We start from the raw sequence: 13,039 nt of genomic DNA, 5'->3' as shown, positions 1-13,039 counted from the left end.
GCATGTTGGAAAACTATAAACACACCACCGTGCTGTTGGATGAGGCGGTTAATGGCCTCAACATCCGCAGCAACGGCATATATATCGACGGTACTTTTGGTCGCGGTGGCCATTCTCGTCTGATTCTGTCCCAACTGGGGCCGGAAGGACGCTTGCTGGCAATTGACCGCGATCCGCAGGCGATTGCAGCCGCCAAATCTATTGAAGATCCACGTTTTACTATCGTACACGGCCCATTTTCCGATTTGTCACATTATGTGCGCGAACGCGAACTGGTCGGTAAAATCGACGGCGTACTGCTCGATCTGGGCGTTTCCTCCCCGCAGCTCGATGACGCAGAACGCGGTTTCTCGTTTATGCGCGACGGGCCACTGGATATGCGCATGGATCCCACGCGCGGACAGTCAGCGGCCGAATGGTTGCTGAAAGCTGAAGCAGACGATATCGCCTGGGTACTGAAAACCTTCGGCGAAGAACGTTTTGCCAAGCGTATCGCGCGTGCCATCGTCGAACGTAACAAGACCGAGCCAATGACGCGCACCAAAGAGCTGGCCGATCTGATCGCCGACGCCAGTCCTTTCCGTGAAAAGCACAAGCACCCGGCAACCCGCAGCTTCCAGGCGATCCGCATCTACATTAACAGCGAACTGGAAGAAATCGAACGTGCGCTGGACGGCGCACTGGAAGTGCTGGCACCGCAGGGGCGGCTGTCGATCATCAGCTTCCACTCGCTGGAAGATCGCATCGTCAAACGCTTTATGCGCCACCACAGCCGCGGCGCGCAGGTGCCGGCCGGCCTGCCATTGACCGAGGCGCAACTGCGTGAGTTGGGCGGTCGCAATCTGAAATCGCTGGGCAAAATGATGCCGTCGGAAGCGGAAGTGGCGGAAAACCCACGTGCGCGCAGTTCGGTACTGCGCATCGCCGAGAGGATGCCGGCGTGATTGGCAACGAGCGTCATGGATTGGTCGGGGTGATTGGCGGCGATTTGCTGCGCAACGCCAAGATCCCGCTGATTTTGCTGATCGCCGTACTGGTCTCCGCCATTTTGGTGGTGACCACGGCGCACCGCACCCGACTGCTGACCGCCGAGCGCGAGCAACTGGTGCTAGAGAAAGATGCGCTGGATATCGAATGGCGCAACCTGATTCTGGAAGAAAACGCCCTGGGCGATCATAGCCGGGTGGAACGTATCGCAACGGAAAAACTGCAACTGCAGCATGTGGATCCGGCGCAAGAAAATATCATCGTTAAACAATGAATGGTTTAACCGACCGCCTAACATGGAGCAAAAAGGGAACGCATGAAAGCAGCACGCCCCGGTAAGTTGAAACGCCAGGAAGATCAAGCCAGCTTTGTCAGCTGGCGTTTTGCGTTGCTGTGCGGCTGTATTTTGCTGGCGCTGGTCGGGTTGATGCTGCGTGTCGCCTATCTGCAGGTGATTAACCCCGATCGGCTGGTCAAAGAGGGCGATATGCGCTCTTTGCGCGTTCAGCAGGTGCCGACCGCCCGTGGGATGATCAGTGACCGGGCTGGACGTCCGCTGGCGGTCAGCGTACCGGTCAATGCCATCTGGGCCGACCCCAAGGAACTGAACGAACGCGGCGGCATCACGCTCGACAGCCGTTGGAAGGCGCTGTCTGATGCGTTGGAAATCCCGCTGGACAAACTGTCCAGCCGCATCAACGCCAACCCGAAAGGGCGCTTTGTGTATCTGGCGCGTCAGGTCAACCCGGCCATCGGCGATTACATCCACAAACTGAAGCTGCCGGGCATCTATCTGCGTCAGGAATCGCGCCGCTACTATCCGGCCGGTCAGGTAACGTCGCACATTATCGGCGTCACCAACATTGACGGTCAGGGCATTGAAGGGGTTGAAAAAAGCTTCGATCGCTGGCTGACCGGTCAGCCGGGCGAGCGTACGGTGCGCAAAGACCGTTATGGGCGGGTGATCGAGGATATCTCTTCGGTTGACAGCCAGGCGGCGCACAACCTGGTGTTGAGCGTTGACGAGCGCCTGCAGGCGCTGGTGTATCGCGAACTCAACAACGCGGTGGCGTTCAACAAGGCCGAGTCCGGTACGGCGGTGCTGATCGACGTCAACACCGGCGAAGTGCTGGCGATGGCCAACAGCCCGTCCTACAACCCGAACAATATGGCCGGTACGCCGAAGGACACCATGCGTAACCGTGCCATTACCGATATTTTTGAACCTGGTTCGACCGTAAAACCGATGGTGGTCATGACGGCCTTGCAGCACGGCGTAGTAAGAGAAAACAGCGTGCTCAATACCGTGCCTTACCGCATTAACGGCCATGAAATCAAAGATGTGGCGCGTTATCCGGAACTGTCGGTCACCGGGATCTTGCAGAAGTCGAGTAACGTCGGTGTTTCAAAGCTGGCGTTAGCGATGCCGTCCTCGGCGTTAGTAGATACTTACTCGCGTTTTGGACTGGGAAAAGCGACCAATTTGGGGCTGGTCGGAGAAAGCAGTGGCATATACCCAAAAAAACAACGGTGGTCTGACATAGAGAGGGCCACCTTCTCTTTCGGCTACGGGCTAATGGTAACACCGTTACAGTTGGCGCGAGTCTATGCAACGATCGGCAGTATGGGCGTCTATCGTCCGCTGTCGATTACCAAGGTTGACCCGCCGGTCGCCGGTGAGCGCGTTTTCCCTGAACCGTTGGTTCGCACCGTGGTGCACATGATGGAAAGCGTGGCCCTGCCGGGCGGCGGTGGGGTGAAGGCGGCCATCAAGGGCTACCGGATCGCCATTAAAACCGGTACCGCCAAGAAGGTTGGCCCGGACGGCAAATACGTCAACCGATACATCGCTTATACCGCCGGCGTTGCGCCGGCAAGTAACCCGCGTTTTGCCCTGGTGGTGGTCATCAACGACCCGCAGGGTGGCAAGTACTACGGTGGCGCAATCTCTGCGCCGGTGTTTGGCGCCATTATGGGCGGCGTACTGCGTACCATGAACGTCGAGCCGGACGCGTTGCCCACCGCGGATAAAAGCGAATTGGTAATCAATAAAAAAGAGGGTTCAGGTGGCAGATCGTAATTTGCGCGAATTACTCGCTCCATGGGTGCCGACGGCACCCGAGCGCGCGCTGCGGGAAATGACATTAGACAGCCGAATTGCGGCTGCCGGGGATCTGTTTGTCGCCGTCGTCGGCCATCAGACAGATGGACGCCGCTATATTCCGCAAGCCATCGCCCAGGGCGTTGCCGCCGTGATCGCCGAGGCCGAAGGTGAGGCCACCGACGGTGAAATCCGCGAAATGCACGGCGTACCGGTAATTTACCTGAGCCAGCTCAATCAGCGTCTGTCTGCGTTGGCCGGGCGTTTTTATCATCAGCCGGCCGAACGTTTGCGCCTGGTCGGCGTGACCGGCACCAACGGAAAAACCACCACAACCCAGCTGTTGGCGCAATGGAGCCAGCTGTTGGGGGAAACCGCTGCGGTGATGGGGACCGTCGGTAACGGCCTGCTGGGCCAGGTTTGTCCGAGCGAAAACACCACCGGTTCGGCGGTTGATGTGCAGCATGTTCTCAACGATTTGGCCGAGCACGGTGCGACCTTTGCCGCGATGGAAGTCTCTTCCCACGGCCTGGTGCAGAACCGCGTGGCGGCGTTGCCGTTTGCCGCGGCGGTGTTCACTAACCTGAGCCGCGATCACCTCGATTATCACGGTGACATGGCCAGCTACGAAGCCGCCAAGTGGTCGCTGTTCGCCGGACACGAAGTGGGGCAGGCAATCATCAATGCCGATGATGACGTAGGGCAGCGCTGGCTGGCGCAGTTGCCGGATGCGGTGGCAGTGACCATGCAGGGCAACCTGCAACCGGGCTGCCGTGGTCGTTGGCTGAAAGCCACCGACGTCAATTATCACGATAACGGCGCGACCGTGCGTTTCAGCTCAAGCTGGGGCGACGGGGAAATCGAAAGCCGCTTGATGGGCGCCTTTAACGTCAGCAATCTGTTGCTGGCGCTGGCGACCTTGCTGTCGCTGGGTTACCCGCTGGCGGCATTGCTGAAGTCCGGCAGCCAGTTGCAGCCGGTCTGCGGCCGTATGGAAGTGTTCACTGCGCCGGGCAAGCCGACGGTAGTGGTGGATTATGCCCACACGCCGGATGCGCTGGAAAAAGCGCTGGCCGCGGCGCGCCTGCATTGCCAGGGGCAACTGTGGTGCGTGTTTGGCTGTGGCGGCGATCGCGACAAGGGCAAACGCCCGCTGATGGGCGGCATCGCCGAGCAGTTCGCCGATCGTGTGGTCGTGACGGACGACAATCCACGTACCGAAGAACCGCAGGCGATTATCGCCGACATCCTGACCGGCCTGCTGGATCCGGGGCGTGCTCTGGTCATTCATGGCCGTGCCGAAGCGGTCACCAGCGCGGTGATGCAGGCGAAACAACAGGACGTGGTGCTGGTAGCAGGCAAGGGCCATGAAGATTACCAACTGGTGGGGAATCGTCGTCTGGATTACTCCGATCGCACCACCGTGGCACGTTTGCTGGGGGTAATCGCATGATTTCTGTCTCCCTTCAGGCCTTGGCCGATGTATTGAGCGCTGAATTGATCGGTGCCGATTGCCAAATCAATGAGGTGACGACGGATACCCGCCAGATTACCCCTGGCTGCCTGTTTGTGGCGCTGAAAGGCGAACGTTTTGACGCGCATGATTTTGCCGCCGATGCGCTGGCCGCCGGTGCCGGTGCATTACTGGTCAGCAAGCGCTTACCGCTGGGGGCTCCGCAGCTGGTGGTCAAGGACACCCGCCTGGCGCTGGGGCAACTGGCTGCCTGGGTACGACAGCAGGTGCCGGCTCGGGTGGTTGCCTTGACCGGTTCATCGGGCAAAACCTCGGTGAAGGAAATGACCGCTGCCATTTTGCGCCAATGCGGCGAGGTGCTGTATACCGCCGGCAATTTCAACAATGACATCGGCGTGCCGCTGACGCTGCTGCGTTTACAGCCACAGCATGATTTTGCGGTGATTGAACTGGGCGCCAACCATATCGGTGAAATCGCCTATACCACCGCGTTGACGCGTCCGCAGACTGCGCTGGTGAATAACCTGGCGGCGGCGCATCTGGAAGGCTTCGGTTCGTTGGCCGGTGTGGCGCAGGCGAAGGGCGAAATTTTCGCCGGTTTGCCGGCGGATGGCGTGGCGATCATTAACGCCGATAACAATGACTGGCCGCATTGGCAGACGCAGCTGGTGGGCAAAACCGTGTGGCGCTTCTCGCCGCAGGCCACCGACGGCGTGGATTTCTTCGCCAGCGAGATTAGCGTGAACGGCAAGGGGACGCAGTTTACGTTGCACAGCCCGTTTGGCGCGGTGGCAATCGAACTGCCGTTGCCGGGCCGCCACAACGTGGCGAACGCGCTGGCGGCTGCGGCACTGGCAACCTCGGTCGGCGCCTCGCTTGAGGCGGTACGCGTCGGATTGGGCCAATTGCAGGCAGTACCGGGGCGTTTATTCCCGATTCAGCTCAAACCCGGCCAGCTGTTGCTGGACGATAGCTATAACGCCAACGTCGGTTCAATGACCGCCGCCGCGCAGGTGCTGGCAGAGATGCCGGGTTACCGCGTGCTGGTAGCCGGTGATATGGCCGAACTGGGCGACGAAGCGGAAGAATGCCATCGTCAGGTGGGCGAAGCCGCCCGTCTGGCGGGTATCGACAAAGTATTGACCGTTGGCTCGCTGAGCCAGCTGTTAAGCGCTGCATCGGGCCAGGGCGAACATTTTCAAGACAAGGCAGCAGTGATCGCGCGCGTGGCGGAATTACTGACGGAACATACGGTAATTACCGTATTAATCAAAGGGTCACGTAGTGCCGCAATGGAGCAGGTAGTACGCGCGTTACAGGAGAAAGCACCATGTTAGTTTGGCTGGCCGAACATTTGGTCAAATATTATTCCGGCTTTAACGTCTTCTCGTATCTGACGTTCCGAGCCATTGTCAGCCTGCTGACCGCGCTGTTTATTTCCTTGTGGATGGGGCCACGACTGATTGCACATCTGCAGAAGATGTCCTTTGGCCAGGTGGTGCGTAACGACGGCCCTGAGTCGCACTTCAGCAAACGCGGAACGCCGACTATGGGCGGCATCATGATCCTGACCTCCATCACCGTTTCGGTGCTGATGTGGGCATACCCGTCCAACCCGTACGTCTGGTGCGTACTGTTTGTGCTGGTCGGTTATGGCATCGTCGGTTTCGTCGACGATTACCGCAAGGTGGTGCGCAAGGACACCAAAGGGCTGATTGCCCGCTGGAAATACTTCTGGCAGTCGGTGATTGCACTGATTGTCGCATTTGCCATGTATGCCGTAGGAAAAGACACGCCAGCCACCGAGCTGGTTGTGCCGTTCTTTAAGGACGTGATGCCGCAACTGGGGCTGCTGTATGTGCTGCTGGCCTATTTCGTGATTGTCGGCACCAGCAACGCGGTCAACCTGACCGACGGGCTGGACGGTCTGGCGATTATGCCGACGGTATTCGTCGCCGCCGGTTTTGCGCTGGTGGCCTGGGCGACCGGTAACATGAACTTCGCCAACTACCTGCATATTCCATATCTGCGACATGCCGGTGAGTTGGTGGTGGTGTGCACGGCCATCGTCGGTGCCGGGCTGGGGTTCCTGTGGTTCAACACCTACCCGGCACAGGTCTTTATGGGCGACGTCGGCTCGCTGGCGCTGGGCGGCGCGCTGGGTACCATCGCAGTACTGCTGCGTCAGGAATTTTTGCTGGTGATTATGGGCGGCGTGTTCGTGGTTGAAACGCTATCGGTGATCTTGCAGGTGGGGTCGTTCAAGCTGCGTGGACAACGCATTTTCCGCATGGCGCCGATTCACCACCACTATGAATTGAAAGGCTGGCCAGAACCACGGGTGATCGTGCGCTTCTGGATTATTTCGCTGATGCTGGTGCTGATTGGCCTGGCAACGCTGAAGGTACGTTAATCATGGCGGAATATCAGGGTAAAAAAGTCGTCATTATCGGGTTGGGCCTGACCGGTCTGTCCTGTGTTGATTTCTTTATGGCTCGTGGCGTGACGCCGCGCGTCATGGATACCCGCATGTCTCCGCCAGGGTTGGACCAGTTGCCGGAAAGCGTAGAACGCCACCTCGGCGATCTGCAGGAAGACTGGCTGCTGGCAGCGGATCTGATCGTCGCCAGCCCAGGCGTGGCGTTGGCGTCACCGGCGTTGAGTGCCGCAGCGGATGCCGGGGTGGACATCGTCGGTGATGTGGAGCTGTTCTGTCGCGAAGCGCAGGCGCCGATCGTTGCCATTACCGGATCCAACGGCAAAAGCACCGTTACCACGCTGGTCGGTGAAATGGCGAAGGCCGCCGGCTGGGCGGTGGGCGTGGGTGGCAATATTGGTCTGCCGGTACTGGAATTGCTGCGGCAGGAATATCAGCTGTACGTGCTGGAGTTGTCGAGTTTCCAACTGGAAACCACCTACAGCCTGCATGCCGCTGCGGCGACGATTCTCAATGTGACCGAAGATCATATGGATCGCTATCCCTTCGGTTTACAGCAATACCGGGCGGCCAAGCTGCGCATTTACGAGAACGCCAAGGTGTGTGTGGTGAATGCCGATGACGCGCTGACCATGCCGGTTCGCGGCGCCGACCCGCGTTGCATCAGCTTTGGTGCGGACGTGGGCGATTACCACCTGAATCGCCAACTGGGTGAAACCTGGCTGCGTGTGCACGGTGAAAAAGTGCTGAACACCCGAGAAATGAAACTGAGCGGCCGCCACAACTACACCAACGCGTTGGCGGCGCTGGCATTGGCCGACGCGGTGAATATCCCGCGAGCCTCCAGCCTGACGGCATTGACTACCTATGCCGGCTTGGCGCACCGCTTCCAACGGGTGTTAGACCACAACGGCGTCTGCTGGATTAACGACTCCAAGGCGACCAACGTCGGCAGTACCGAAGCGGCGCTGAACGGCCTGCAAGTGGACGGCACGCTGCACCTGCTGCTGGGCGGTGACGGCAAATCCGCCGATTTCTCGCCGCTGACGCGTTATCTGCAGGGCGACCATATTCGTTTGTACTGTTTCGGTCGCGACGGTGCTCAACTGGCGCAGCTGCGCCCGGATGTGGCAACGCAAACCGACACCATGGAACAGGCGATGCGGGCGATTGCTGCCGTTGTGCAGCCGGGCGATATGGTGCTGTTGTCACCGGCCTGCGCCAGCCTCGATCAGTTCCGTAATTTTGAAGTACGTGGCAATGAGTTTGCCCGTCTGGCACAGGAGCTTGGCGGATGAAACTACGGGTGCCGAACTTCGGTTTGACCGACAGACTGAAAGACTGGGTGATGGGATCGCGTGAAAGCGATGCCGCTACCATGGTGCTGTATGACCGCACCTTGCTGTGGCTGACCTTCGGCCTGGCGATTATCGGCTTTGTCATGGTGACCTCGGCCTCGATGCCGATCGGTCAGCGTCTGGCGGAAGATCCGTTCCTGTTCGCCAAACGTGATGCGCTGTATCTGGGGCTGGCGTTCGGTCTGTCGCTGGTCACGCTGCGTATCCCGATGGCGGTATGGCAGCGTTACAGCAACGTGATGCTGTTGGCGTCAATCGTACTGTTACTGATCGTGTTGGTGGTCGGCAGCTCGGTCAACGGGGCATCGCGCTGGATTTCGCTTGGGCCGTTGCGTATTCAGCCGGCAGAGCTGTCGAAACTGTCGCTGTTCTGCTACCTGGCCAGCTATCTGGTGCGCAAGGTAGAAGAAGTGCGCAGCAACTTCTGGGGTTTTTGCAAACCGATGGGCGTGATGGTGGTGTTGGCGGTACTGCTGCTGGCACAGCCGGACCTCGGTACTGTGGTGGTGCTGTTCATTACTACGCTGGCGATGCTGTTCCTGGCCGGCGCCAAAATGTGGCAGTTCCTGGCGATCATCGGCTCCGGCGTATTTGCCGTGGTGCTGCTGATCATTGCCGAACCGTATCGTATGCGCCGTGTGACGTCGTTCTGGAACCCGTGGGCGGATCCATTCGGCAGCGGTTACCAGCTGACCCAATCGCTGATGGCGTTTGGTCGCGGTGAATTCTGGGGGCAAGGCCTGGGGAACTCGGTGCAGAAGCTGGAGTATTTACCAGAAGCGCATACCGATTTCATCTTCTCGATCCTTGGGGAAGAGCTGGGCTATATCGGTGTGGTTTTTGCCCTGTTAATGGTATTCTTCGTCGCTTTTCGCGCGATGTCGATTGGCCGCCGGGCATTAGAGCTCGACCAGCGTTTCTCCGGCTTTCTGGCCTGTTCGATCGGCGTGTGGTTCAGCTTCCAGGCGCTGGTTAACGTGGGTGCCGCGGCGGGTATGTTGCCGACCAAAGGTCTGACGCTGCCGCTGATCAGTTACGGTGGTTCCAGCCTGCTGATCATGTCGACGGCCATCGTGCTGTTGTTGCGTATTGATTTTGAAACGCGTCTGGCGAAAGCCCAGGCGTTTGTGAAGAGGTAAGGGATGAGCGGGAAAGCTAAGCGTTTAATGGTGATGGCAGGCGGTACCGGTGGACACGTGTTCCCGGGGCTGGCGGTCGCGCATCATCTGATGGCGCAGGGCTGGCAGGTACGCTGGCTTGGAACCGCAGACCGAATGGAAGCCGATCTGGTGCCAAAGCACGGGATCGAGATTGATTTTATCCGCATCTCCGGCCTGCGTGGCAAAGGATTAATGGCTCAGTTGAGCGCGCCGCTGCGCATCTGGCGCGCGGTGCGCCAGGCGAAGGCGATTATGCGCAGCTACCAGCCGGATGTGGTGCTGGGCATGGGCGGTTACGTGTCCGGCCCTGGCGGCCTGGCCGCCTGGCAGTGCGGCGTGCCGGTGGTGCTGCATGAACAGAACGGCATTGCCGGGTTAACCAACCGCTGGCTGGCGCGCATCGCCAAAACGGTATTGCAGGCGTTTCCCGGCGCGTTCCCGAATGCCGCCGTGGTGGGCAATCCGGTGCGTACCGACGTATTGGCGCTGCCGTTGCCGGCAGAACGTCTGGCCGGGCGAGAAGGGCCGATCCGCGTGCTGGTTATTGGCGGAAGTCAGGGGGCCCGCGTGCTGAATCAGACAGTTCCTGAAGTCGCGGCGCGTTTGGACGATAGAATTACGCTCTGGCATCAGGTTGGCAAAGGTGCGTTGGCATCGGTTCAGCGTGAATATGAAAGGGTAGGGCAGACCGGGCACAAGGTGACCGAGTTTATCGATGATATGGCTGCCGCCTACGCCTGGGCCGATGTGGTGGTGTGCCGTTCCGGCGCCTTGACCGTCAGCGAAATTGCGGCGGCGGGCCTGCCGGCGATATTTGTACCGTTCCAGCACAAGGATCGTCAGCAGTATTGGAACGCGCGTCCGCTGGAAGAAGCCGGCGCCGCGAAAATCATTGAACAGCCGCAGTTCAACGCCGATGCGGTGGCCGAACTGCTGGCCGGCTGGGATCGTCCAACGTTACTGGCGATGGCCGACAAGGCGCGCGCGGTGGCGATCCCCGATGCGACCGAACGCGTCGCGGCGGAACTGATTCGCGTCGCCAAATAAAACATGCAGGGTCTGGTTCGCCGGGCCTGTAAATACAGCAACGTCATGTAAGGGCTCGGTGCGCCGAACCTGGATTAGAGAGAGTGATGAATACACAGCAACTGGCGAAACTACGTACTTTCGTGCCCGAGATGCGACGCGTCCGGCACATTCACTTTGTCGGCATCGGTGGTGCCGGCATGGGTGGTATCGCCGAAGTGTTGGCTAATGAAGGGTATCAGATCAGCGGTTCGGATCTGGCACCGAACCCGGTGACCCAGCAGTTGAGCGCACTGGGCGCGACAATTTACTTCCATCACCGGCCGGAAAACGTGCTGGATGCCAGCGTGGTGGTGGTGTCGACGGCGATCCCGTCCGACAATCCGGAAATAGTCGCCGCGCGCGAGGCGCGTATCCCGGTGATCCGTCGCGCAGAAATGCTGGCCGAATTGATGCGCTTTCGTCACGGTATCGCCGTGGCGGGAACGCACGGCAAAACTACCACCACGGCGATGGTTTCCAGCATTTATGCGGAAGCCGGCCTGGATCCGACGTTCGTCAACGGCGGGCTGGTAAAGGCGGCAGGCACCCATGCGCGTCTGGGGTCGAGCCGTTACCTGATTGCGGAAGCCGATGAGAGCGATGCGTCGTTCCTGCATCTGCAACCGATGGTGGCGATTGTCACCAACATCGAAGCCGACCACATGGACACTTACCATGGCGACTTCGAGAACCTGAAACAGACGTTTATCAATTTCTTGCACAACCTGCCGTTCTACGGCCGTGCGGTGATGTGTATTGACGACCCGGTGGTGCGTGAACTGCTGCCACGCGTTGGTCGCCACGTCACTACCTACGGCTTTAGCGACGATGCCGACGTGCGTATTGAGAGCTATAGCCAGCGTGGTCCGCAAGGGCACTTTACCCTGAGCCGTCAGGACAAGCCGCTGATGACGGTGACCCTGAACGCACCGGGCCGCCATAATGCGCTGAACGCGGCGGCGGCGGTGGCGGTAGCCACCGAAGAAGGCATTGACGACGACGATATTCTGCGCGCGCTGGCAGGTTTCCAGGGCACCGGCCGTCGCTTCGACTTTCTTGGCGAGTATCCGTTGACGCCGGTTAACGGCAAGGCGGGCAGTGCGATGCTGGTGGATGACTATGGCCATCACCCGACGGAAGTGGACGCCACCATCAAAGCGGCGCGCGCCGGCTGGCCGGACAAGCGTCTGGTGATGATTTTCCAGCCGCACCGTTACACGCGTACGCGCGATCTGTACGACGATTTTGCCAACGTGCTGTCTCAGGTTGACGTATTGCTGATGCTGGACGTGTACCCGGCGGGGGAAGCGCCGATCCCGGGTGCCGACAGCCGTTCGCTGTGCCGTACTATTCGCAACCGCGGCAAGTTGGATCCGATCCTGGTGTCCGACGCGGATACGGTGTCGGAAACCTTGGCGCAGCTGTTGCAAAATGACGATCTGGTGTTGGTGCAGGGCGCCGGCAACGTCGGCAAAATCGCCCGTAAACTGGCTGAATTGAAACTGCAGTCGCCGAACAACGAGGAGGAACAGCATGGCTGACAAAGTCGCCGTCCTGATGGGTGGCACCTCCGCTGAACGTGAGGTTTCTCTGCAATCCGGCGCAGCGGTGCTGGCCGGGTTGCGCGAAGCCGGTATCGACGCCCACGGCATTGATACACGTGACTTCCCGCTGGCCCAGTTGAAGGCGCAGGGTTTCAGCAAAGTATTTATCGCGCTGCACGGCCGCGGCGGTGAAGACGGTACGCTGCAGGGGATGCTGGAATTCCTCGACCTGCCGTATACCGGCAGCGGCGTGATGGCATCGGCGCTGACCATGGACAAATGGCGCACCAAAATGGTGTGGCAGTCGATGGGGCTGCCGATAGCACCCTACGTGGCATTGCACCGTGCGGAGTTTGTCGGTGAGGCGAAAAGCCAGTTGCTGGCAAGCGTGGAGGCACTGGGCCTGCCGCTGATCGTCAAGCCGAGCCGTGAAGGTTCCAGCGTCGGTATGAGCAAGGTCAGCGAATTCGGCGAACTCGTCGCGGCGCTGGACGAGGCGTTCCGTCATGACGACGACGTGCTGGTCGAAAAGTGGCTGAGTGGCCCGGAATATACCGTGGCATTTTTGGGTGACCAATTGATGCCGTCAATCCGCATTCAGCCGGCCGGCGTGTTTTACGACTATCAGGCCAAATACATCTCGGACGATACCCAGTACTTCTGTCCGAGCGGCTTGAGCGCCGAGCAGGAAAGCGAGCTGGCTGCGCTGGCGGCTCGGGCCTATCGTGGCCTTGATTGCAGCGGCTGGGGTCGGGTTGACGTAATGCAGGATAACGATGGCAGCTTCTATCTGCTTGAGGTGAACACCTCGCCAGGCATGACCAGTCATAGCCTGGTGCCGATGGCAGCGCGCCAGTTTGGATTGGATTTCTCGCAGCTGGTGGCGAGAATTTTGGAGTTGGCCGACTGA

Annotated in this window: 11 protein-coding genes; all 11 read left to right on the top strand. The window is 59.6% G+C overall.

Annotated elements, in window-relative coordinates:
- Positions 1-2 precede the first annotated feature (2 nt).
- The 11 genes from rsmH to AC2AXP_RS15975 all read left to right on the top strand — a co-directional run bounded on the left by rsmH (position 3) and on the right by AC2AXP_RS15975 (position 13,039).
- Positions 3-944 carry a 16S rRNA (cytosine(1402)-N(4))-methyltransferase RsmH gene (rsmH, locus tag AC2AXP_RS16025; RefSeq protein ID WP_004955385.1) on the top strand — a complete coding sequence of 314 codons (942 nt, stop codon included), beginning with the start codon at positions 3-5 and terminating at the stop codon, positions 942-944.
- Entirely contained in the window at positions 941-1,261 is a 321-nt protein-coding gene (ftsL, locus tag AC2AXP_RS16020) for a cell division protein FtsL (protein ID WP_004955384.1), read from the top strand. Before rsmH ends, ftsL begins: the two co-directional genes overlap by 4 nt.
- Positions 1,262-1,303: 42 nt before the next feature.
- Complete coding sequence (locus AC2AXP_RS16015) at positions 1,304-3,067, top strand: peptidoglycan glycosyltransferase FtsI (protein ID WP_088499869.1); 1,764 nt, start codon at positions 1,304-1,306, stop codon at positions 3,065-3,067.
- Entirely contained in the window at positions 3,054-4,541 is a 1,488-nt protein-coding gene (gene murE / locus AC2AXP_RS16010; RefSeq protein WP_430299965.1) for a UDP-N-acetylmuramoyl-L-alanyl-D-glutamate--2,6-diaminopimelate ligase, read from the top strand. The genes AC2AXP_RS16015 and murE overlap by 14 nt, the downstream gene beginning before the upstream one ends.
- On the top strand, positions 4,538-5,899 hold the full coding sequence (gene murF, locus AC2AXP_RS16005) for a UDP-N-acetylmuramoyl-tripeptide--D-alanyl-D-alanine ligase (protein ID WP_004955380.1): 1,362 nt from the start codon (positions 4,538-4,540) through the stop codon (positions 5,897-5,899). Before murE ends, murF begins: the two co-directional genes overlap by 4 nt.
- Positions 5,893-6,975: a phospho-N-acetylmuramoyl-pentapeptide-transferase gene (mraY, locus tag AC2AXP_RS16000; RefSeq protein ID WP_004955379.1), complete on the top strand. Its 1,083-nt coding sequence runs from the start codon at positions 5,893-5,895 to the stop codon at positions 6,973-6,975. The genes murF and mraY overlap by 7 nt, the downstream gene beginning before the upstream one ends.
- A gap of 2 nt (positions 6,976-6,977) precedes the next feature.
- The gene (gene murD / locus AC2AXP_RS15995) at positions 6,978-8,297 is read left to right on the top strand and encodes a UDP-N-acetylmuramoyl-L-alanine--D-glutamate ligase (RefSeq protein ID WP_484381802.1); all 1,320 of its coding nucleotides are present in this window, start codon (positions 6,978-6,980) and stop codon (positions 8,295-8,297) included.
- Complete coding sequence (gene ftsW, locus AC2AXP_RS15990) at positions 8,294-9,496, top strand: cell division protein FtsW (protein WP_004955376.1); 1,203 nt, start codon at positions 8,294-8,296, stop codon at positions 9,494-9,496. The genes murD and ftsW overlap by 4 nt, the downstream gene beginning before the upstream one ends.
- A gap of 3 nt (positions 9,497-9,499) precedes the next feature.
- On the top strand, positions 9,500-10,564 hold the full coding sequence (gene murG / locus AC2AXP_RS15985) for an undecaprenyldiphospho-muramoylpentapeptide beta-N-acetylglucosaminyltransferase (protein ID WP_004955375.1): 1,065 nt from the start codon (positions 9,500-9,502) through the stop codon (positions 10,562-10,564).
- 86 nt (positions 10,565-10,650) lie between these two features.
- Positions 10,651-12,126 carry a UDP-N-acetylmuramate--L-alanine ligase gene (gene murC / locus AC2AXP_RS15980; protein WP_198773280.1) on the top strand — a complete coding sequence of 492 codons (1,476 nt, stop codon included), beginning with the start codon at positions 10,651-10,653 and terminating at the stop codon, positions 12,124-12,126.
- Positions 12,119-13,039 (top strand): D-alanine--D-alanine ligase, encoded by a 921-nt coding sequence (locus AC2AXP_RS15975; protein WP_004955372.1) that lies wholly within the window; start codon positions 12,119-12,121, stop codon positions 13,037-13,039. The genes murC and AC2AXP_RS15975 overlap by 8 nt, the downstream gene beginning before the upstream one ends.

This window comes from Serratia sp. Sp408, assembly GCF_057180665.1.
This window is presented reverse-complemented; position numbering and strand designations above follow the sequence as displayed.